General features: G+C 62.9%; 20 protein-coding genes. 13 read left to right on the top strand and 7 right to left on the bottom strand.

From position 1 onward, the window contains the following. The first annotated feature begins 4 nt into the window (after positions 1-4). The 7 genes from rpoD to ACLGL5_RS32345 all read left to right on the top strand — a co-directional run bounded on the left by rpoD (position 5) and on the right by ACLGL5_RS32345 (position 5,974). Positions 5-2,029, top strand: a complete 2,025-nt coding sequence (gene rpoD, locus ACLGL5_RS32375; RefSeq protein WP_019860483.1) for an RNA polymerase sigma factor RpoD — start codon at positions 5-7, stop codon at positions 2,027-2,029. A gap of 183 nt (positions 2,030-2,212) precedes the next feature. Beyond that, on the top strand, positions 2,213-2,506 hold the full coding sequence (locus ACLGL5_RS32370; protein WP_027047268.1) for a GYD domain-containing protein: 294 nt from the start codon (positions 2,213-2,215) through the stop codon (positions 2,504-2,506). A gap of 102 nt (positions 2,507-2,608) precedes the next feature. Next, positions 2,609-2,872: a putative hemolysin gene (locus ACLGL5_RS32365; RefSeq protein ID WP_019860481.1), complete on the top strand. Its 264-nt coding sequence runs from the start codon at positions 2,609-2,611 to the stop codon at positions 2,870-2,872. A 26-nt stretch (positions 2,873-2,898) separates the two neighbouring features. Continuing rightward, complete coding sequence (locus ACLGL5_RS32360) at positions 2,899-3,957, top strand: DMT family transporter (RefSeq protein WP_027047267.1); 1,059 nt, start codon at positions 2,899-2,901, stop codon at positions 3,955-3,957. Between the two features lie 13 nt (positions 3,958-3,970). Beyond that, positions 3,971-4,363 (top strand): thiol-disulfide oxidoreductase DCC family protein, encoded by a 393-nt coding sequence (locus ACLGL5_RS32355; protein ID WP_027047266.1) that lies wholly within the window; start codon positions 3,971-3,973, stop codon positions 4,361-4,363. 101 nt (positions 4,364-4,464) lie between these two features. Continuing rightward, positions 4,465-5,079, top strand: a complete 615-nt coding sequence (locus ACLGL5_RS32350) for a GyrI-like domain-containing protein (RefSeq protein ID WP_019860478.1) — start codon at positions 4,465-4,467, stop codon at positions 5,077-5,079. 220 nt (positions 5,080-5,299) lie between these two features. Continuing rightward, positions 5,300-5,974, top strand: a complete 675-nt coding sequence (locus tag ACLGL5_RS32345) for a PadR family transcriptional regulator (protein ID WP_069092916.1) — start codon at positions 5,300-5,302, stop codon at positions 5,972-5,974. 70 nt (positions 5,975-6,044) lie between these two features. On the opposite strand, the gene ACLGL5_RS32340 is transcribed toward ACLGL5_RS32345, so the two are convergent. After that, positions 6,045-6,305: a YiaA/YiaB family inner membrane protein gene (locus tag ACLGL5_RS32340; protein WP_019860476.1), complete on the bottom strand. Its 261-nt coding sequence runs from the start codon at positions 6,303-6,305 to the stop codon at positions 6,045-6,047. A gap of 61 nt (positions 6,306-6,366) precedes the next feature. Next, complete coding sequence (locus ACLGL5_RS32335) at positions 6,367-7,044, bottom strand: PspA/IM30 family protein (protein ID WP_069092915.1); 678 nt, start codon at positions 7,042-7,044, stop codon at positions 6,367-6,369. A 179-nt stretch (positions 7,045-7,223) separates the two neighbouring features. Here ACLGL5_RS32335 and ACLGL5_RS32330 point away from each other — a divergent pair, with 179 nt between their 5' ends. After that, a complete protein-coding gene (locus ACLGL5_RS32330) occupies positions 7,224-7,862 on the top strand; it encodes a TetR/AcrR family transcriptional regulator (protein ID WP_069092914.1) in 639 nt (212 codons plus the stop codon). Positions 7,863-7,933: 71 nt separating this feature from the next. After that, a complete protein-coding gene (locus ACLGL5_RS32325; protein WP_494372836.1) occupies positions 7,934-8,710 on the top strand; it encodes a TylF/MycF/NovP-related O-methyltransferase in 777 nt (258 codons plus the stop codon). Between the two features lie 6 nt (positions 8,711-8,716). Here the strand turns inward: ACLGL5_RS32325 and ACLGL5_RS32320 are convergent, their stop codons facing one another. Then, positions 8,717-9,385: a CmcI family methyltransferase gene (locus tag ACLGL5_RS32320; RefSeq protein WP_494372835.1), complete on the bottom strand. Its 669-nt coding sequence runs from the start codon at positions 9,383-9,385 to the stop codon at positions 8,717-8,719. Between the two features lie 352 nt (positions 9,386-9,737). Between ACLGL5_RS32320 and ACLGL5_RS32315 the strand changes: the two genes are divergently transcribed. Together ACLGL5_RS32315 and ACLGL5_RS32310 are read left to right on the top strand one after the other, a co-directional pair. Further along, a complete protein-coding gene (locus ACLGL5_RS32315; protein ID WP_019860471.1) occupies positions 9,738-10,028 on the top strand; it encodes an HlyU family transcriptional regulator in 291 nt (96 codons plus the stop codon). 129 nt (positions 10,029-10,157) lie between these two features. Continuing rightward, positions 10,158-12,596 carry a GcvT family protein gene (locus tag ACLGL5_RS32310; RefSeq protein ID WP_069092913.1) on the top strand — a complete coding sequence of 813 codons (2,439 nt, stop codon included), beginning with the start codon at positions 10,158-10,160 and terminating at the stop codon, positions 12,594-12,596. Between the two features lie 26 nt (positions 12,597-12,622). Here the strand turns inward: ACLGL5_RS32310 and ACLGL5_RS32305 are convergent, their stop codons facing one another. Genes ACLGL5_RS32305 through ACLGL5_RS32295 form a run of 3 tightly spaced genes read right to left on the bottom strand, consistent with a single transcriptional unit; the run spans position 12,623 to position 16,735 of the window. Then, positions 12,623-14,917 (bottom strand): xanthine dehydrogenase family protein molybdopterin-binding subunit, encoded by a 2,295-nt coding sequence (locus tag ACLGL5_RS32305; RefSeq protein WP_083246869.1) that lies wholly within the window; start codon positions 14,915-14,917, stop codon positions 12,623-12,625. Then, positions 14,910-16,274 (bottom strand): c-type cytochrome, encoded by a 1,365-nt coding sequence (locus tag ACLGL5_RS32300; protein ID WP_069092912.1) that lies wholly within the window; start codon positions 16,272-16,274, stop codon positions 14,910-14,912. Before ACLGL5_RS32300 ends, ACLGL5_RS32305 begins: the two co-directional genes overlap by 8 nt. Before the next feature lie 2 nt (positions 16,275-16,276). Further along, positions 16,277-16,735: a (2Fe-2S)-binding protein gene (locus ACLGL5_RS32295; protein WP_019860467.1), complete on the bottom strand. Its 459-nt coding sequence runs from the start codon at positions 16,733-16,735 to the stop codon at positions 16,277-16,279. 429 nt (positions 16,736-17,164) lie between these two features. Between ACLGL5_RS32295 and ACLGL5_RS32290 the strand changes: the two genes are divergently transcribed. Continuing rightward, a complete protein-coding gene (locus tag ACLGL5_RS32290) occupies positions 17,165-17,914 on the top strand; it encodes a DUF4142 domain-containing protein (RefSeq protein ID WP_064980460.1) in 750 nt (249 codons plus the stop codon). Between the two features lie 25 nt (positions 17,915-17,939). Next, positions 17,940-18,542, top strand: a complete 603-nt coding sequence (locus tag ACLGL5_RS32285; RefSeq protein WP_038648854.1) for a general stress protein — start codon at positions 17,940-17,942, stop codon at positions 18,540-18,542. A 53-nt stretch (positions 18,543-18,595) separates the two neighbouring features. Here ACLGL5_RS32285 and ACLGL5_RS32280 read toward each other — a convergent pair whose 3' ends face one another. Beyond that, on the bottom strand, positions 18,596-19,762 hold the full coding sequence (locus ACLGL5_RS32280; RefSeq protein WP_069092911.1) for an extracellular catalytic domain type 1 short-chain-length polyhydroxyalkanoate depolymerase: 1,167 nt from the start codon (positions 19,760-19,762) through the stop codon (positions 18,596-18,598). Positions 19,763-19,821 lie beyond the last annotated feature (59 nt).

The following is a 19,821-nucleotide window of genomic DNA, read 5'->3' as shown; positions in this document are numbered from 1 at the left end:
AATTATGGCGACTAAGGAAAAGGAAGAGGTCGAGACCGAACGCGAAGGCGCCACCGATGGCCCTCTGCTTGACCTTTCCGATGATGCTGTCAAGAAGATGATCAAGGCCGCCAAGAAGCGCGGCTATGTCACGATGGACGAGCTGAATTCGGTGCTGCCTTCCGAGGAAGTGACCTCCGAGCAGATCGAGGACACGATGGCGATGCTGTCCGACATGGGCATCAACGTCGTCGAGGATGACGAGCAGGGCGAAGAGGCCGAGGCCGGCGACACCGCGGCGGACGCCGAGGAAGACGCCAACGAGCTGGCCGAACAGACCGGCACGGCGGTCGCCGCCACCACCACCAAGAAAGAGCCGACCGACCGCACCGACGATCCGGTGCGCATGTATCTGCGCGAAATGGGCTCGGTCGAGCTGCTGTCGCGCGAGGGCGAAATCGCCATTGCCAAGCGCATCGAGGCCGGTCGCGAGACGATGATCGCGGGCCTGTGCGAAAGCCCGCTGACCTTCCAGGCCATCATCATCTGGCGCGACGAGCTCAACGAATCCAAGATCCTGCTGCGCGAGATCATCGATCTCGAAGCGACCTATGCCGGCCCGGAAGCCAAGCAGGCGCCGGTGGTCGAGCGCATCGAGGAAGCGCCGAAGGCCGAGGAAAAGCCGCGCCGCGGGCGTGACGATGAAGACGACATCACCAATGTCGGCGCCGATACGCGCGGCATCGGGGACGATGACGAGGAAGACGAGGACGAGGCGAGCCTGTCACTGGCGGCGATGGAAGCCGAACTGCGTCCGCAGGTGATGGAGACGCTCGACGTCATCGCCGACACCTACAAGAAGCTGCGCAAGCTGCAGGACCAGCAGGTCGAGAACCGTCTGGCCGCCGCCGGCACGCTGTCGCCCAGCCAGGACCGCCGGCTGAAGGAGTTGAAGGACCAGCTGATCAAGGCGGTGAAGTCGCTGTCGCTCAACACGGCGCGCATCGAGGCGCTGGTCGAGCAGCTTTACGACATCAACAAACGCCTGGTGCAGAACGAGGGCAAGCTGTTGCGCCTCGCCGAAAGCTATGGCGTGCGCCGCGAGGAGTTCCTGAAGGAATACCAGGGTTCCGAGCTCGATCCCAACTGGACGCGCGCGATCGGCAATCTGACCTCGCGCGGCTGGAAGGAATTCACCAAGAACGAGAAGGATGCGATCAAGGACCTGCGCGCCGAGATCCAGCACCTGGCCACTGAAACGGCGATCTCGATCCTGGAATTCCGCAAGATCGTCAACCAGGTGCAAAAGGGCGAGCGCGAAGCCGCGATCGCCAAGAAGGAAATGGTCGAGGCCAATCTGCGCCTCGTCATCTCCATCGCCAAGAAATACACCAATCGCGGCCTGCAGTTCCTCGACCTGATCCAGGAAGGCAATATCGGCCTGATGAAGGCGGTCGATAAGTTCGAATACCGCCGCGGCTACAAGTTCTCGACCTACGCGACGTGGTGGATCCGGCAGGCGATCACGCGTTCGATCGCCGACCAGGCGCGCACCATCCGCATCCCGGTGCACATGATCGAGACGATCAACAAGATCGTGCGCACCTCGCGCCAGATGCTGCACGAGATCGGCCGCGAGCCGACGCCGGAGGAACTGGCCGAAAAGCTCGCCATGCCGCTCGAAAAAGTGCGCAAGGTCTTGAAGATCGCCAAGGAGCCGATCTCGCTCGAAACGCCGGTCGGCGACGAGGAGGATTCGCATCTGGGCGATTTCATCGAGGACAAGATGGCGATCCTGCCGATCGACGCGGCGATCCAGGCCAATCTGCGCGAGACCACCACGCGGGTTCTCGCCTCGCTGACGCCGCGCGAGGAGCGTGTGCTGCGCATGCGCTTCGGCATCGGCATGAACACCGACCACACGCTGGAAGAAGTCGGCCAGCAGTTCTCGGTCACCCGCGAGCGTATCCGCCAGATCGAAGCCAAGGCGCTGCGCAAGCTCAAGCACCCGAGCCGGTCGCGCAAGCTGCGCAGCTTCCTCGACAGCTGAGACAGACCGACAGCAAAATCTAAAAGGGCGCCACTGGCGCCCTTTTTCGTTTGTGGCGCGCGCTCTTGCAGCTCGCAGCCTTCGGGAGGATAATTTCCAGGTCGGATGCATTTTCTGGGCGACAACCCGGATGCCCGCCCCGGCGAAGATGCCGTGCTCCGTGGCCCCGGAGGGAGGTGTGCCATGACAAGCTACATCGTGCTGATGAACTGGACGGAGCAGGGCGCGAAGAACGTGCGCGATTCGCCGAAGCGGCTCGATGCCGCAAGGAAGCAGCTGGGCGACATGGGTGGCTCGTTCAAGGCGTTCTACCTGACAATGGGTGAATACGACATGGTGGCGGTGGTCGAAGCACCCGACGATGCCGTCCTGGCACGTTTCTCGCTGATGCTTGCGGCGGCCGGCAACATACGGACGCGGACGCTGAAAGCCTTTCCCGAATTCGCCTACCGCGAGATCATCTCGTCGCTTGGATAGCAAGCGGCAGGTTTGAAGGCGATGACAAGGGTATCCGGCCTGACGGCGCTTTGCCGCAGGACAGGACGCTTCGCCGTGATAGACTGCGGCCAGGGGAACGCGATGAAGAAAGTCTCGATACTGGCCGCCAGCCTTGCCTTGATATCGCCGTTCGCCGCAGGTGCTGCCGCGCAAAAACCGGTCGGCATGGCCAATCCGGCATCCGCCCATTGCGGCGAGATCGGCGGGCGCCTGGTGATCAGGAAGGACAGAGCCGGCAACGAATACGGGTTTTGCCGGCTGCCCAAAGGGCGCCTGTGCGAAGAGTGGGCGCTGTTTCGCGACAACAAATGCATCGGGCCAAAGGCGGCGATGGGCGGCAAATGAAATGCGCGCTGTCATAGGGTGAGATGATGTCCGAAACACATTCGCATCTTTGGCCCGGCGTGCCGCTCGCCCTTGGCTCGGCCGCTCTGTTCGGCGCGACGCCGCCGCTTTCCAAGCTGCTGCTCGATGCCGTGAACCCCTTCATGCTGGCTGGCCTGCTCTATCTCGGCGCCGGTCTCGGCCTCGCTCTCTATCGCTTGCTTCGCGGCAAGCAGGCGGCGGCTGGCGAACCGCAACTGGCCGCCCGGGATATCCCTTGGCTGGCGCTTGCAATCGGCATGGGTGGCATCCTCGCGCCGGTGCTGTTGATGTTCGGCCTCAGCCTCAACACGGCATCCAGTTCAGCGCTGCTGCTCAACCTGGAAGGGTTGGCGACGATGGCGATCGCCTGGCTCGTCTACCGCGAGAATGTCGACCGGCGCCTGCTTTTCGGCGCCTTCGCCATCCTGGCGGGCGCGGTGCTGTTGTCGTGGGACGGCGGCGGCGTTGCCTTCAACCCGGGCGCCCTGCTGGTGGCGGGGGCTTGCGTGGCCTGGGGGCTGGACAACAATTTCACGCGTAGGATTTCAGCCACCGACCCCGTGGTGATCGCCATGCTGAAAGGCCTGGTGGCGGGTGCAGCCAATGTCGGGTTGGGGCTGGCTGCCGGGGCGTCGTTTCCCACGACGCCCATTGTCGCGGCCACGGCCGCGGTCGGCTTCCTCGGCATCGGCGTCAGCCTGGTGATGTTCATCCTGGCGCTGCGCCATCTCGGGACGGCGCGCACAGGCGCCTATTATTCGCTGGCTCCGTTCATTGGTGCGCTGCTGGCCATCGCCATGCTGGGCGATGCCGTCACACTCAAGCTGGGGATCGCGGGGCTTCTGATGGGCGTCGGCCTGTGGCTGCATCTGTCGGAACGCCACGACCATGAGCATGACCATGAGGCGCTGGAACACGAGCACAGCCATGTGCATGACGAGCACCACCAGCACGATCATGACGGGCCTGTGAGTGAGCCGCATTCGCATTGGCACCGGCATGCGCCGATGCGCCACCGGCATCCGCATTATCCGGACCTGCATCATCGGCATAGCCACGGCTGAGCATGCCAAGATCATGCTCAAGCAAACACCCAAGCCTGAACTGACCGTCTGGTACAACACGCGTTGCCCTGTCTGCGATGCGGGCATCATCTGGCAAAAGCGGCGGCTGATCGAAGCGGTCAAGGCCGGGCGGATCGAGTTTCGCGACATCAATCTGGAGCCGGCGGCGCTTGGCCGTTTTGGCGCCTCGCTGGAAGACATCCGCCGCCGGCTGCACGCCACCGACGCGGCCGGCCGGCTGCTGGTCGGCGCCGATGTCGCGATTGCCATATGGCGGGCGACACCGGGCGAGGGCTGGCTTGCCACGCTTTTCGGCAATCCGATGGCCTTGCCGCTGACACGCCTTGCCTATGATCGCTTCGCCGACCTGCTCTACGCCTGGAACCGGCGCAAGGGCCGCTGGTAATCCTTGTCTTGCCTGTCGCCTCTCGCAGCGTTGACTTCAATCAATGCTGCCCCGCTCGATAGCACCGACTATGGAACCATCACTTTTGATGAGGGTCTGGGATGGAGAAGATCGACTTCAAAAAAATCATGAAGGCGTTCTGGCAGCCTCCTGCCGGTGTGTTTTCCCTGGTCGATGTTCCCAAGCTGCAGTTTGCGATGATCGACGGCAAGGGTGACCCGAATACCTCCGAAGAATACCGGCATGCGATCGAATGGCTCTACTCGGTGAGCTATCCACTGAAGTTCATGTCGAAAAAGGAACTCGGCAAGGATTATGGCGTGGCTCCGTTGGAAGGCCTCTGGTGGGCCGAGGACATGTCGAGCTTCCTGACGGGCGACAAGGATCTCTGGTCGTGGACCATGATGATCATGCAGCCGGACTGGATCCCAGCCGAAATGTTCGAGGCGGCTCTCGAAAAGGCGCGCGCGAAGCTCGGGCAGCCGCCCGAAAGTCTCAGATTGCAGTCCTTTCACGAAGGGCTGGCGGTGCAGATCATGCATATCGGACCCTATAGCGCGGAAGGGCCTACGATCCTGCGCCTGCATGAGGAATTCCTGCCCGCCAACGGTCTCGTCGAAAGCGGAAAGCACCACGAGATCTACCTGGGTGACCCCCGCAAGGCGGCACCAGAAAAACTGAAAACGGTGATCCGCCAGCCGGTCAAGAAACGATAGACCTGACGACACCACAGGTCGAAGGGGCCTGAAGGTACCTTCGAGACCGATGTCAGACGCTCGCGCAATGGTCGTCGACCCGCGAAGCGCCTTCTAGCCGCGTGTCCGGCGAAAGCAAGCCTCTGGTTCCATGCCTCGATACATCGTAAGATATATCTTGACTCGGAGAGGGCAGCTGCTTAATTAAGATATATCGTAAGATAGAACTCAAGGAGCAATCATGCACAGACATAGTCATTTCGGCGAACGCATGTTCATGCACATGGCCGGCAAATTCGGTGGCAGAGGGGGCGGCGGCTTTGGTCCGTTCGGCCATGGCGGTCGTGGCGGCGGACGTGGTGGTCCGGGCGACATGTTCCGCGCCGGCCGCATGCTGGCCGACGGCGACCTCAAGCTGATCACGCTGTCGCTGCTGGCCGAGGCGCCGCGCCATGGCTACGACATCATCAAGGCACTGGAAGAGCGCACCAGCGGCATCTACAGCCCGAGCCCGGGCGTGGTCTACCCGACGCTAACCTTCCTGGAAGAGGCCGGCTATGCCGTCTCGTCGAGCGAAGGCAACAAGAAGGTATTTTCCATCACCGAGGCCGGACAGACGCATCTTGCCGACAATCGTGAGATGATCGACGGCGTGCTCGACCACCTCGAGCGCTTTGGCCGCAAGATGGCCAAGGCGCGCGATTGGTTCGGCTGGAACGATGATGGCGAGGACCGCCGCGGCGGCCGGGGCGGCCGTGGCGAGCGTTCGGAGACGCGCGACGAATTCCGCGCCATCCGCCACCGCCTGCGCGCTGCGCTGGGCGACATCGTCGATGCCCCGGCCGAAAAGCAGGCCGAGGCGATCGCCATTCTCGAAGCCGCGGCGGAAGCGCTGGAAGCGCTGACGCACCGCTGATCCAGGCGCAACAAACGCATGAAAAAAGCCCGGGGCGACCCGGGCTTTTTTGCGTCAGCGCAGATGCGGATCATTCCTTGCCGACATATTCGCTGATCAGCTTTTCGTTGCGGGCCTTCTCGATCTTGGCGGTCATCTCGGCCGACAGGCGCTCATCGGTGCGGTACTTGACCAGGTTCACGAGGCTGCCCGTGAGCAGAAGGATGCCCATGGCCCAGTAGCCCTTGGTCGACAGGTCGACTGGCGCCAGCCATAGCGACAGGCCGAGCATGAAATAGGCGGCTCCGACCGAGGCGGTGTTGAACATGATGTAGGTCTGATTGGCGTTCATTGGAGTTGTCCGTGGGTTCGATGGTGTTGGGTTGATGGAGTCAGGTCTGCGAAGACCGGTTTCAGTTGATGGTCTTCAGGCGCTCGAGCACGTCCCTGGCGCGCACCCTCACCGCCGGACCGTGTCCAGCATCGGCAAGGCGATCGCGGATCGCTTCGTGACGCAATTCGCCGTCGACCTCGTCGAGAATGCCTGCCTCCTCGAACGGATCGCTGGCTGCCTTGATGCGGGCGAGCAATTCCTCGGCGTCGTTGAGGCTTGCCGAATGGCCGATCGACCTGACGAGGCGTGACTGCGCCTTGCGCTCGGCATCGATGGCGCGGGCCGAGATCATGCCCTGGTTCAAGTCGATGATGCGGCGATGCGCCCGCTCCACCGAAACGCGCATCCGTAACGTCTTTTCGCCAAGGCTCTGCACCGTGGCGCGACGGACTTCGCGCTCATTCTCCAGTTCGGCGATGGCCGCGGCACCGCTTTCGGCAAGCCCGGTGTTGCCGGCGGCCAGCGCGCTGAGCGTGCGGCTTTCGAGATCGGCGTGGCGTCGTTCGAGCTGGTCGAGACCGGCCTGCTCGGCGCGCTGGCGAACGATCAGCGTGGCGAGTGTCTGCTTGGCGGCGGCAAGGCCCGTCTCGGCGTCGCGGATGCGTTGCGCCAGAAGGTCGATGGCGAAGCGATCCTTCAAGCCGTCCTCGGCCCGTGCGCTGGCGCCGTCGAGCAATGTTCTGATCAGGCTAAGCATGGTTCTTCTCCCTTCGAGTGTTGCCGTGAACAATGTTCACGAAGCCAACGTAGCAGGAAATGAACATTGTTCAAGATGATTTTTGAACGCTGTTCACGAAATCCCGGATGTGGTAAACGGAGGGGCGATCGTGGTTCGAACAGCCCGGTTCGAGGGCAAGGGCATCCATAAGGACAAGCATGGCACTGGACAGGGAAGAAATAGGCGAGCGGGTGCTGGCGATTGCCGAGGTGCTGCTCAACGAGGGCGGCATGGACAATCTGAAGGCCAGGACCATCGCCGAGCAGGCGGGCATTTCGGTCGGCTCGGTCTACAATCTGTTTTCCGACCTCGACGGAGTGCATCGTGCCGTCAACATGCGGCTACTCGACCGGTTGGGCGCGGCAGGGGCGGCGGCGATGGCCGATCTTTCCCAGCGCGGCATCACCGATGTGCGCCAGCGCCTGCTGGCACTGGCCAGCGCCTATGTGCGTTTCGTCGAGGCGCATCCGGGCAGCTGGCCGGCGCTGCTCGCCTTCAACAGGCGCCGTCCGACGCTGACCGAGCCGGATGCCTATGAGGCGCGGCTCGACCAGCTGTTCGAGATCATCGCCGGCGTGCTCGCCGGCGGCGACTTCGACCTCGACGACCACACGCGCCGGATCGCGGCCCGCACATTGTGGTCAAGCGTGCATGGCATCGTCACCAGCGGCTATGCCGGCAGGTCCGTTCGCCGGCAGGCCGACGAGATCGACCAGCAGATCGAGCTGCTGGTCGCCGTCTTCATCAGGGGGCTGGAGCACGGCGGCGCATTCGCGCATGCTGGGACAACAGCGTAGTGGCTTGACGTCGAGGGTTGACGCGTCGCTCGGATTCGCGAACGTGGCAGAGCGGGGCAATGAAGAGCCGGATGATGACGACAGTCAACGATTCTACCCCAGCAGCGCGGGAATTATATCTTGATCTCCTGGTCAGGATATTGCTCAACACCATTTACCGGGATCCCGCCATCAACCCGGGGGTCCGTCCGATGGTGGTCGAGCCGTTCAACCCGAAAACCCGCGCGATCGGCAAGGATTGGCCAACCCAGGCTCACACGATGGTCGGCCAGGCTCGCCTCGAGAGCTTGCGCAATCTATCGCAGCAGGTGCTGGACGACGGCATCGTTGGCGACTTCATCGAAACGGGCGTCTGGCGCGGTGGCTGCTGCATCCTGATGCGCGGGGTTCTTGCCGCGAACCAAATCCATGACCGCAAGGTCTATGTCGCGGACTCGTTCGCCGGCCTGCCGGCGCCAAACGAAGAGCTCTATCCCCGAGATGCCGGATGGAACCTTAACGTGTTCAAGGAGCTGGCAGTCTCGCTGGAGACGGTCAAGGACAATTTCTCACGTTATGGGCTGCTCGACGAGCAGGTCGTGTTCGTGGAAGGGATGTTCAGCGACACGCTGCCGTCGCTGTCGGCCGGGCCGTTCGCGCTGCTGCGGCTCGATGGCGATCTGTACGAGTTGACCATTGTGGCGCTGAATTCCCTTTACCCCAAATTGTCCCGGGGCGGTGTTGTCATCATCGACGATCGCGCCCTCGATCCATGCCAGCGCGCGGTGATCGATTTTCGCGATCGACACGGCATCACGGCACCGATGCAGGAGGTCGACTGGACCGGATCCTGGTGGCGCAAGGAATGAAAGTTGTTAGCGAACGCGACGGAGATAGCCGTTGACGTTCCACGTCACATTGGTGCCGAAGTGGTCGCAAAGGCCGGTATCGATTTCATAGTTCTGTCCACGATCGCGCAAGAACAGCTCGACCGCACGGCGCGGGCCGCCCATCAGCCTGGCGACATATTCAGGGCCATAAAGATCGTCGACAATACCGTCCTCGACGACAATATACTCTCCGGCAACCATCCAACGATCGAAGAAGCGCAGCACGGCGAGCGTCGTCTCGCAATGATGGTCCGCGTCCTCGATGACGAACATCGGTCTGGGGAGGTTCTCCATCAGATCCGCCGGTAAGGTTGCCGCCAGGTTGCGACCGTCGCCACGATGAAACGTCACGTCCGGCACGCTGATCGAGGGCGGCGTGATGTCGATCGAGTGAATGACGCAGTCGACCCCGAAGCTGCGCAGGATATCGGCAAACCAGAGCGCGCTGCCGCCCCATTTGGAGCCGATCTCGATCAATGTCCGGGGCTTCTGCTGCCAAAGCAGCATTTGGTACAGCGCCAGATCGAATGGATTTTTGTAGGTGGGCACGCCCTTGTAAGTGTAGCGCATCGCGCCGTCTTGAATGCGCGCAAGCGGTGCACCAAGCAATGCACTTCCGATGGCAAGACGTTCAATCATACGGTTGTCCTTCAAGCCGACGTCAAACCCGATTATCCGGTATGCCGCCGAGAAAAAGCGTGAGCGGGACACTCTTCGATTGGCGGTTCAGAAGGCAGTTGCGGAAGAACTCGTTGGCCATGAACGGCTTACTGGTACGAAATATCGTCACCCATATTCAAGGACATTCATGGCAGGCAGCGGTATATTGCCGATCGCGATTGAATTCCCATGCGCCCCCCGCAACCCACACCGGTCACCAAGACAGGGGCGGAACAGTGAGAGGGGGCTGGAACGCGGCGGCACATTCGCGCATGCTGGAACAACAGCGCCGTGAATCGCGAACTGGGCAGGCCGCGATTGCAGGGCGAACAAGGAGATTTGAGCGATGTCTTTTTTGAAACGTCTTTTCGGCGGCGGCGGTGAAGCGGCCGAGCCCAAGAGTGCGGCACCCGCCAAGCAGGTCGAGCACAAGGGTTTCCTGATCAGCGCCACGCCCTACAAGAACGATGGCCAGTACCAGACCTGCGGCATCGTCTCCAAGGAGATCGACGGCGTGGTGAAAGAGCACAAATTCATCCGCGCCGACCGCTTCGCCGGCCTCGACGACGCCGTCGACATCTCGATCAAGAAGGGCATCCAGCTGGTCGATGAACAGGGCGAGCGGATGTTCGGCTAGGGCTCGGCCACGTGCCGCCAGCATAAATCCAGCTTATCATTACCCCTAGTTTTTGAAGACGTTACAGTGTCTTTCGCCATCTGTAGCTTCGACGCTACAGATGGGAAATGACTGGGATTTGGTGGGTTGATGCAGACACATGCGCGGGTGGTGATTGTTGGCGGCGGGTGCGTCGGCGCGGGCATCCTCTACGGTCTGGCGAAGCGCGGCTGGACCGACATCGCGCTGCTCGAACGCACGCAGCTGACGGCCGGCTCGACCTGGCATGCGGCCGGCCTCGTCCCGTCCTATGCCCGCAACATCAATATTGGCCGGATGATCAACAAGACCATCGAGATCTATGAAGGGCTCGAGGCCGAGACCGGGCAGCCGGTCGGCTGGCACAAATGCGGCCAGCTGCGCATTGCCAATTCCAGGGACCGGCTCGACGAATACAAGAGCTATATGAGCGTGGCCGAGGTTCAGGGCATGCGGGCGCATTTGCTGTCGCCGGCGGAGGCGAGGGCGCTCTGCCCGCTTCTCGACAACAAGCAGATGCTGGGCGCGCTCTATCATCCCGATGACGGCCATATCGCGCCGGCCGACGTGACCCATGCCATGGCCAAGGGCGCGCGGGATCTGGGCGCCAAGATTTATCTGAACACCGAGGTCACCGGCTTTCAGCGAACCGCCGGCGGCGAATGGCGGGTCCAGACGAACAAGAGCGACATCATCTGCGAGCATGTGGTCTGCGCGACCGGCAATTACGCGCGCCAGACCGGCGCGCTGCTCGGCCTCGACATCCCCGCCATCCCGATCCTGCACCAGTACTGGATCACCGAGCCCGTGCCGGAGATCGTCGAGCGTAAAAAGCAGGGACGCGCGGAAATGCCGATCCTGCGCGACGAGGGTTTCGAAGGCTATCTGCGCGAGGAGGGCGACGGCTTCATGTTCGGGCCCTACGAGCGCACCGAACACCTCAAGCTGTTTGCCGAGGATGGCGTTCCAGCCTGGTTCGGCGCCGATCTCGTCGAAGAGGATTTCGAGGCGGTGTCGTGGAACTGGGAGCAGGCAACGCAGCTCGTGCCGGCGCTGGGACGCGCCGGGATCAAGGCCAATGTCCGTGGCCCCTTCCAGATGACGGCGGATGAGCTTCCCCTGATGGGACCGGCCTGGGGCCTGCCCAATGTCTGGCTGGCCGAGGGCGTGCCGGGCGGCATATTGTGGGGCGGCACGATCGGTTATTATCTGTCGGAGCGGATCGTCGAGGGCGGCAACAGCCTCGACATCTCCGATCTCGATCCGCGCCGATTCGGCGACTACGCCAACAAGGCCTGGACGCGCGAAAAGGTGCGCGAGGCCTGGGGCACGCATGCGGAGCAGAAATATCCGGGACAGGACATGCCCGCCGCCCGACCGCAGAAGACCGCACCGTCCTATGCGCGGCTGACCGAACTGGGTGCGGTCTGGGGCGTGCTCAACGGCTGGGAAATGCCCAACTGGTTCGCGCCCAAGGGCGTCGAGGCCAAGGACCAGTACAGCTGGCGCTGGACCGAAAAGGGCGTGTTCGTCGGCGAGGAGGTGCAGGCCGTGCGCAACGCCGTCGGCCTGGTCGAGATGACGCCGATGACCAAGTTCGAAGTGTCGGGGCCAGGTGCGGCCGCCTGGCTCGACAGGATTCTCGCCAACCGGTTGCCTGCGACCGGACGGGCCGTTCTGGCGCATCACCTCACCGCCGCCGGTGGCGTGCAGGCGGAATATATGGTGGCGCGGCTTAGCGACGATAGTTTCTACCTGATTTCGACGCCGCGCGCCGAGCGCTGGAATTTCGACGATCTCACAAAACTGCTTCCCGCCGATGGCAGCGTCAGCCTGAAGAACGTCACCAACGAGCGCGGCTGCTTCACGGTCGTTGGGCCAAAGGCACGCGAAGTTCTACAGCCGCTGACCGAGATCGACCTGTCGAATGCGGGCTTTCCCTGGTTCGGCGTGAAGAGCGGCAGCGTGGCGCTTGCCAGCGACGTGCGGCTGTTGCGCGTCAACTACGAAGGCGAGCTCGGCTGGGAACTCTATCATCCCATGGCCTACCAGCGGCAATTGCTCGACGCGATGCTGGGAGAGGGCGAGAAGCATGGCATGCGCCTCGTCGGCCTGCATGCGCTGGAATCGCTGCGGCTGGAGAAATCCTACCGCGCCATGTATCGCGACATGAATCCCGAGCTCAACGCGCTGGAGAGCGGGCTTGAACGCTTCATCCGTCTCGACAAGGGCGATTTCGTCGGCCGCGACGCGGTCCTGAAATACAAGGCGAGGAACGATCAGCGCAGATCGGTGACGCTCAGAATAGAGACCGACGGCGCCAGCACGCTCGCTTCCGAAGGTCTGTACATCGGCGGCGAGCTGGTCGGGCGCATCACGTCGGGCGGCTATGGCTACACGCTCGGACATGATGTGGCGCTGGCGCTGCTGCCGGAACGTCTCGGCACGCCCGGCACGAGGCTCGACGTCGCGATCCTGGGAGAATGGAAGACCGCTGAGGTCATCGCGGATTCGCCCTATGATCCCACCTCGGCCAGGGCGCGGATGTAGCGCGCCCGCCATGAAGCGTTGATGCCTCAAACCGCCAGCGAATAGCCCAGATCGCGCAACGGCAGCCGGCGCACGCGTTCTCCGGTGGCGGCGAAGATGGCATTGCCAAGGGCTGGCGCCAGCGCCGGGAAGGCGGGTTCGCCCATGCCGGTCGGCGGATTGTCCGACTGGATGAAATAGGGATCGATGGTCATCGGCGCGAAGGGCATGCGCAGGATCGGATAGGCGTTGTAGTTCTGCTCCTGTATCAGGCCATTTTCGATGTTGATCTTGAGCCCCATGGCGGTCGAGAGCGCGTCGGTCGACGCGCCCTGCGCCTGGGCTTCGGATCCGGCCATGTCGATGATCGGGCCGACATCGAGCACCACCAGGATGCGTGCGATCTTGATCCGCTTGTTGGCGTCCACGCTGAGTTCGACCGCCTGCGCGACATGGCCGGCATGGGAATAACACCAGGCCAGGCCCAGTCCGCTGCCCTTCGGCAGCGTCTTGCCCCAGCCAGCCTTGTCGGCGCACATCTTGATCACGCCGGTGGCCCGGCTGGGGCTGAAGTTGACGGTTCTGTCCTTGGGCACCAGTTCAGGCACGTCGCGGTTCACCGCGTCGAGAAGGAATTCGACATGGTCGCGACCCGATGCAAGCGACAGTTCATGCATGAAGCTTTGCGCGGCGAAGACCTGGGCATTGTCGCCCGGCGCGCGCCAGGCGCCGGTGGGGATCCTCAGCGGGAACATGGTCTTGGCGCGGCGCAGGTTCGGCGCCTTGATCGAGTATCTCAGATTGTCGGTAAGGTTGGCGCCTGAAGCCTCTTTCTTCCCGTCGGCGGTGAAGGTGATGAAGTGTTCCTGCCAGGCGTCGAGCCTGCCCCCCTTGTCGATCGCGCCCTTGAACTGGTGGTAACCGGCGGGCCGGTAGAAGTCGTGGGCGAAATCGTCTTCCCGGGTCCACTGCAGCTTGACCGGGTCCTTGACCCTTTTGGCGATGGCTGCGGCCTCGCAGGCATAGTCGTTGACCAGCCGCCGCCCGAAACCGCCACCGACCCGGGTCTGGTGCATCACCACTTTTTCCGGCGCAATGCCTGCCACCTTGGCGACTATCGGCAAGCCCCGATCGGGTTGCTGGGTGGGCACCCACATTTCCATCACCCCGTCATGCCAATGCGCGGTGGTGTTCATCGGCTCCAGCGGCACATGCGCGGCGAAGGGATATTCGTAGTAGGCCTCCACGGTCTTGGCGGCATTGGCGAAGGATTTGTCGACGTCACCGATGTTGTCGTCGGGCTTTTGCGGGAAATTGGCCGCCTGCTTTCTAGCCTCGGCAGAGAATTGCGACGTCGAGTCCTTTGAAGCTTCGCTCAGATCCCAATCCACCTGAAGCTTGTCCTTGGCCTGGAACGCGCTCCAGGTATCCCTGGCGATGATGGCGACGCCCGGCATCACTTCGACCATCATGCCGGTGCCGTCCACAGCGAAAGCGTCGAGGACGCCGTGCAGGGCCTTGATCTCGTTCGCATTGAAGGACCTGACCTTGCCGCCGGCAGCCGGACATTTGGTGTAGGTGGCATAGACCATGCCGGGAAGCTGGACATCGATACCGAACAACGGCTGGCCGCTGACCACCTTGGGATCGTCGACGCCGCGATAGCGCTTGCCGATCAGGCGGTAGTCGGCGCGGCTCTTAAGCTTGAGGCTCTTGGGATCGGGCACGGGCATTTTCGCGGCGGCGACGGCAAGCGACCCATAGGTCGCGGACCTGCCGCTGGCGGCATGGGTCAAGACGGAATCCCTGGCGGTAATCTGCGAGGAATCCACCGCCCATTGCCCGGCGGCCACGGCGACCAGCATCGCCTTGGCACCGGCACCGGCCTGGCGCAGCTGGTCCCATGCATGCGGGATGGAGGTCGAGCCGCCAGCGCCCTGGCTGCCATAGACCTTGGGATTGATATCGGCCTGTTCCATGACGACATGGTTCCAGTCGGCGTCGAGTTCGTCGGCAATGATCACGCCGAAAGAGGTCTTGATGCCCTGGCCGATCTCCGGGCATTTGGAATAGATGGTGATCGTGTTGTCCGGAGCGATACGGATGAAGGCGTTCATCGCCTGGTCCTTGCCATCAGGCTCATCGACGTTCGCCGTTTCGGCGGCGAACGCTGTACCTCCCAGACGGAACCCCAGCACCAGCCCTGCGGCGCTTGCGCCGGCCAGCTTGAAGAAGGTGCGCCGTCCCATGGTCAGCGACACCCCGGCTGGCGGCACCGAACGGACCTCGCGTATCAGTGCCGAGAGGTAGGCGTCGGATTGGGCAAACTGTGTGTCAGCCATTGGGTGCCTCCTTGGATTGCTGCGCCGCCTGCTGTCGCAAAGCGCTCACATCCTTGCCTGTTAAGTCAGCGCCTTTGGCGCCGAACCGAGCGGTGACGTAGTTGGCCACCGCCGCGATGTCGTCGTCCGAATAGCCAGCGCCAAAGGCCGGCATGAAGATCCTGCCGTCGGTGGTCTTGCGGTTGACGCCGTTGATGACGGTCTGCGCCACATTGGTGGCGCTGGGGTCGTTCACCGCGCGCACGCCGGTCAGCGTGGCAAAGCCGGTGACCGGGCTGACACCGGTCCAGTCGTGGCAGGAGGCGCAGGCGCCGGCGAAGATCTTTTCGCCCCGCGAATTGGCATCCGCCGCCACGCCTTCCCTGTACGAGGCAGGTGCTGCGGTGGTGACGGTGCGCGGCAGGTCGCTCGCATGGGCGGGGATGCTGCGCAGATAGGTCACCAGGGCACGGGTGTCGTCCGGCACGAGATAGCTCAGACTGTCGTCGGCGGCTTCACCCATCGGGCCGGCGGCGCCGCCATGACCCTTGGCATGACCGGTGGACAGATAGGAAGTGAGATCCTCGTCGCTCCAGTCGCCGAGGCCGGAAACGTTGTCGCCGGTGATGTTGTAAGCGCGCCAGCCGGCGGTAAGGGTGCCGGCGAATTTGCCATGATTGTCCAGCGCAAAGGCCAAATTGCGCGGAGTATGACATTCGCCGCAATGGCCCATCGCTTCGGCAAGATAGGCGCCCCGGTTCCATTGCGGGCTCTCACTGGTGTTGGGGCGGAAGCGTTCATCGGGATTGAACATGACGTTCCAGAGCGCCAGCAGGCTGCGCTGGCTGAAGGGCCAGGAAAGCTGGTTTTGCCTGGCCGGGGCATTCACCGGCGCCAGCGTGAAGAGATAGGCCTTGATGGCCAGCGCGTCGGCATCCGTCATGTAGGTGTAGGAGCTGTAGGGCATGGCGGGATAGAGTTTCGCGCCGTCGGCGCGAATGCCCTTGTGCACGGCCGCGAGAAACTGGGTGTCGGTATAGTTGCCGATGCCGGTCTGCTTGTCCGGCGTGATGTTGGTCGAATAGATCGTGCCGAACGGCATGTTGAAGGCGAACCCGCCCGCAAAGGGCGCGCCGCCCGGAGCGGTATGGCAGGCCTGGCAGTCCGCCGCATGAGTCAGATATTCGCCGCGCTTCACCAGATCGGCGCTGGCAAGCTGAGCGGGGACGCCGGTGACATCGGCGCCATGGTAATCCGCCAACGCCACGGTCGAGCCGCCGGCAAAGGACATCGGATCGCGGCCGAGATAAAGCCAGCCCGCGAAACCAAGTGCGACGACGACGATGACCGCAACGACGATGCCGATGATTTTCTTCATGGTCAGGCCGATTTGGCGGCGGCGTTCTTGATGGCCCGGCGGATGCGGATATAGGTCCCGCAGCGGCAGAGATTGCCCGCCATGGCGGCGTCGATGTCGGCATCGTCGGGCTGCGGGTTCGCGTCCAGCAGCGCCGTGGCCGACATGATCTGGCCGGCCTGGCAATAGCCGCATTGCGGAACCGCGGCTTCCATCCAGGCCTTCTGCACCTTGGCGCCGTTGGGCGTGCTGCCGATCCCTTCTATCGTGACGATGGCGCGGGTGCCGACATCGCCGACGGTCAACTGGCAGGAGCGCACCGGCTTGCCGGCCACATGCACCGTGCACACGCCGCATTGGGCGATGCCGCAGCCATATTTGGTGCCGACGAGGCTAAGATGGTCGCGCAGCACCCACAGAAGCGGCATGTCTTCCGGCACATCGACGTCTCGCGACTGTCCGTTGATTGTAAGCGTGAGCATGTGTCCATCCCTGGCTGACGGCGTAATCGATCGAACGACAGATTTGCTCGTCAAAATGATAGGGGAGGGATGGCCGGCAAGTAGGGGACGGATCGTACACATTTCCGGCATCGCCGCTGCCGGGCGGCCGAGCAGAAGCAGAGGGTTGGCTTCGTCAGCCGCGGTTCTTTTGCTATCCCGTGCCGCGCGTCTCCGGCCCACTTCGCCAGTTCCCGTTCCAGGCCCACCAGAGCTGATACCAATGCAAGAAGGGGACCGTTAGCAAAAATCGTGCGCCAACCAGTTTCGCACACGTCAATTTCAGTGCCCCGCGCCCTCGTTAGATAAAACCAAAGCCGGCCACCGCCGGATAATCTCCGGTCGCCCGGAACAAAGCTGACTGGCGCAGGTTAGGTCCCCAGCACATGTGTGCATGAAAGGATCCTTCCCATGAAAACGCGCATACTTCTGGCCTCACTGGCCACAGCTACAGCCATGGCTTTTGCCTTGCCCGCGCTTGCCGCCGACAGCGCACAGGACTTCGTCGACAAGGCCGCGGCCGGCGGCATGTTCGAGGTCGATTCCAGCAAGCTTGCCGAAAGCAAGGTGCAGGATAAGAGCGTCAAGGATTTCGCCCGCAAGATGATCGACGATCACGGCACCGCCAACGCAAAGTTGGAAACAATCGCCGGCGAGCAGAAGCTGACGGTTCCGAAGGAGCTGGATGCCAAGCACAAGGGTGACGTCGACACTCTGCAGAACGGCAAGGATCCGATCGACGGCCCCTATGTGCAGATGCAGCGCGACGCGCATGCCGATGCCGTCAAGCTGTTCGAGAGTTACGCCAAGGACGGCGACAACGTCGAGCTGAAGACATTCGCCCAGCAGACCGTGCCGACGCTCAAGATGCACCAGGAGATGATCGAAAAGATCGCGGCGACCATGGGCACCCAGTCGTCAAGCTCGCAGACGCCAAAGGTCACGGTTGGTGACAAGCCCGAGCAAGCTCCTCCGCTTCCCGGTGCAAACAGCTTCACCGAAGACCAGGCGAAGGGCCGCATCCAGGATGCCGGTTTCGCCGATGTGTCAAAGCTGACCAAGGACGACCAGGGCATCTGGCGTGGCCAGGCCAACAAGGACGGCAAGAACACCACCGTGGCGCTGGACTACAAGGGCAACGTCGTTGCCGGCACCAACTGAAACTAAGATCCAGGAGATCGAAATCATGAAGACCGTAACCGGACTGTTCGACAATTATGACGATGCTTCCGACGCCGTCGGTGAATTGGAAGCCAGCGGTGTGCCGCATGACGATATCAGCATTGTTTCCAGCAATGCCGACAATCAGCACGACGATGACGGCTCCAAGGCCGCGGATGACGCCGCCGGCGGCGCAGGACTGGGAGCAGCGATCGGCGGTGCCGGTGGACTGCTCGCCGGACTTGGCCTGATGGCTATTCCCGGCGTTGGTCCCGTGGTGGCTGCCGGATGGTTGGCTGCCACTGCGGTTGGAGCCGTTGGCGGCGCGGTGGTTGGCGGCGCGGCTGGCGGCATCGTCGGAGCGCTCACCGATTCCGGTATCCCCGAGAATGATGCCCACGTCTACGCCGAGGGCGTGCGTCGCGGCGGCACGCTGGTCACTGCCAAGGTCGATGATCAGATGGTGCCGGCGGCCGAAAGGATCCTGGGCCAGGCTAAGTCCGTCAACCTCCAGGAACGGCGTGGCGAATACCAGGCCGACGGTTGGACCGGCTTCGATCCGGACGCGGAGAATTACCGCTCGAACGAAATCGGCCGCGACGGCGCTCGCGACGTGAACCGAGTTTGATCGACAGGGCCTCGCTGCCGAAAGGCGGCGGGGCCTTTCTGCCGAAGCTTGGGTCAGCGCATCAAGCCGGCCGCACGAAGCGCATCTTCAATGACCTTGCCAACGCCTGTAGCAGAAGCGCGTGAACCATCGGCCTCCGGTTGTTCGACAGGTTCCACACGCGCTGGCCTCGGCCTTTCCGGCGCAACATAGGTGCGCAAGGCCGCAGCTGCCGTGGGATGCGTCGCCGTAGCGTCAACTGTCGCCTCGCTTCGGGCATCGGCGCCTGCGAGATTCCAAAAAGCCGCCATGCGTCTCGTCGACGATATTCCAACATCCAGCATGAACGGCGCTGCGTGGCCCAAACCGTCCGGTCCCACCGTGTTCAAGGGGGTGCCATGGCCCATGCCGGCAATGGTGTATTTTTCGATCACCTCATTGCCATCGGCGTCGCACCAGACCTGCCGCGTTTGCACGTCGACAGTCTCCGTTCGACCATGGCCCGCATCGACGCGGTGAACGCCTTGCCATTGGGCGACAAGGGCATCCGCGTTGGACGGCGCCACCGTGCGATCGGCCGTGCCCTGCCAGATCGAAATCTTCGGCCAACGCCCTTTGTGCGATGACGCCTGCACCAGGCGCCGCTGGAGTTCCGACTTAGTCGGGCCACCATGCCCGCGCATGCGATCGAACGCTTCCGGAATCGTCGATGCGCTGCCATAGGCAAGGCCCGCAATGATCGCGCCGCCGGCGAACACGTCCGGATAGGTTGCCAGCATTGCCGCTGCCATGGCGCCGCCCGCTGAAAGACCGGTGATGAAAATGCGCTCTCGGTCCAGGCCATGCTTCGTCACCATGGCTTCGATCATCCGGCGGATGGAAAGCGCTTCACCGCGATCGCGGGTTACATCTTCGGGCACGAACCAGTTGAAGCAGAGATTGGCATTGTTGGCTCGCTGCTGTTCGGGGAACAACACCGCAAACCCTTCTTCGGCCGCCAGGCGCGACCAGCCAGCGCTGTGATCGTAGCCCGCCGCGGTCTGCGTGCAGCCGTGCAGGACGACAACCAAGGCTGCTCCCCTCGGCAAGTCCTCGGGTGCGTACAAACGCGCCCGCAGGGCACCCGGATTGGATCCGAACTCGGCGAGATCGCACAGACTGTCGGGGTGGTTTTGTTGGGAAAATGCCGTCCTGCCTCGCATGGCCGAAAGGCGAGCGATCGTATCTGAGATATTCCGCAAATCGAAATCCTAGCCGCCGGAGTGGCGGAAGCCCGAGCACAATGCACTTGCAGCAACAT

Source organism: Mesorhizobium sp. U510, assembly GCF_059180695.1.
The sequence above is the reverse complement of the archived record's forward strand: the minus strand, read 5'-3'. Positions and strand labels throughout refer to the sequence as shown.